This window comes from bacterium (assembly GCA_009926305.1).
Taxonomy (GTDB): Bacteria; Bdellovibrionota_C; UBA2361; order UBA2361; family RFPC01; genus RFPC01.
The window spans coordinates 1-1,763 of the sequence record RFPC01000196.1 but is presented as its reverse complement, the minus strand read 5'-3'; the positions used below and the strand labels follow the sequence as shown (position 1 = coordinate 1,763).

Sequence of the window (1,763 nt, the reverse complement as noted above, 5' to 3'; positions counted from 1 at the left end):
CGTTTAGACTCTCCTCTCCCAAATTTTGGACGCTTGACTACTGCACCGATATCTTTCACGGCGTTGTATTTTGGCTAGGCGGCGTGTTTGAGGGGCTGCTTGAGAGGATGGCGGGGGGGGTTAAAAACTCGGGATGGGATCACAGAGATATCCCTTTTCTCGATTTTTACGATTCTCAGCTACTAACTTCACTAGAGTCTCGCTGCGTGGGCAAGAGATGTCTCCAAAGGCCTTTTCAAGCTGCGCCAAGAGAGATTCTTTAGTTAGTCCATCTCGAGCGACGGCACAAATAAGTCCAGTGGTGTTATCTTTTTCTGCCAAGTGCTCAGATACAAACTTCTTCTTCTCGTTCAGAAGAGCACTGTGCCGAACGACGAGACTGGATATCTCTTCGAATCGAATAGCGATATGTGCCGGATCGATAAGGTGAAATTTCTTCTTGAAGAATCTCTCAAAAAGCTCAGAAGATACCTTCTTATTGAGCATAACCAAGAGAGCACCGTTTGCCCGAAACTGATCCGCAAATGGTGTTGTATCATCCAACCAGGAATCTACAATCGACTCGATAATCTCTTTCGGAGTATTCATATTTCCCAAAAGAGAGATTTGAAGAAACATATTCTTATTAAAAGGTATTCCTGGAGGTGGAGGTTCCAGAGCAATTTTGGCTATCGAACGCAGCACTTCTTCCGGAGTGTCAGCACCATTAGCCAGCCTTGTATAGATTTGATCTGACCAACTAGGATCGTCCTTGTTGAGTTTTAAGAGCTCCTCCGGTGACATGGTGTAAGAGGCAAATTGAGAACGTATAGTTCTTTTCCTATTCTCATCAGCATCTTCAGGCATCCAGGCTTCAATCTTCTTTGGATCGTTAGCAAGCTCATCTAGGTAATCTTTCTTTTCTTGCGGGAGCTCGTTTGACCGAGCGAGCTCAATCATTCTAAGGACGTTTTTACGAGTTGCTGCGATATCAAATAACCTGCTGTCCGAGATTTGAGGGTTTTCCTCGCGCTGCTGCTGCACTACCTTCTCTTTGGCTTCTCGCTTCTTCCTACAAACTGGGCAATAGAACACTTGCTCATACTCGGAAGAATGGTAGCTCTCAACGCATCCTCCGGTCGTATAGAGATTCGCTTTCGGGTGGTCGTCTGGGTCGTCAGGAATTGCACCAACTATACCATAGACGATCCTGGCATTTCCCTTTCGAAGCTTCTCTCCATGAAGCGGACAAGTTTCGCCATTGAACTCGGGAGGATTTGGCTCCTGTGGTTTAGGAAAAGCCTTTTCCTTCCAGCTCTCACACATTTTGGAGGGATGAAGAGCCTCACATGCCTGTCCTCCGCAGTAAACTATGGGAGCACCGAGTCTAGGATTAGCCAGAGCGATTTGAGGAAGAACAAAAAGTAAGAGAAGGGGGAGAATTCTCATATGAACTACGGTCCAGCTATGTCCCTCACCCACAATTGGTATGGTGGGAATTCTAGTTAACGTATCACTCCATGTCGGTAAAATATTTGTAAAACAAGAATCAGTGGTAAATCAGTACGATTTTGACGTCAAAGCTATTCAGAAGCTCGCAAATCATAGAGGAATAGGAAAATCAATCATATCTTGAGAAGAATTGCGGACTTATCTGATGTTGAGCCGAGAGATGTGGGGAGTTCACAATTGAGCTCGCATCTTCTTGCTCAGATTTTTCGTTTTGTGAATAAGGTCTGACCGAAACAGTTGAAAAGAGAGAGCGAATACCGAGCGTTCCCGGT

At 45.3% G+C, this 1,763-nt stretch carries 1 protein-coding gene; it reads right to left on the bottom strand.

Features of this window, described 5'->3' with window-relative positions:
- Positions 1 to 120: 120 nt before the first annotated feature.
- Positions 121 to 1,428, bottom strand: coding sequence for a hypothetical protein (locus EBR25_13670; protein ID NBW42031.1), 1,308 nt, complete (start codon positions 1,426 to 1,428; stop codon positions 121 to 123).
- Positions 1,429 to 1,763 lie beyond the last annotated feature (335 nt).

Excerpts from the sequence above, each read along its gene's own strand:
- EBR25_13670 (NBW42031.1), bottom strand. The coding sequence starts at position 1,428 with ATGAGAATTCTCCCCCTTCTCTTACTTTTTGTTCTTCCTCAAATCGCT.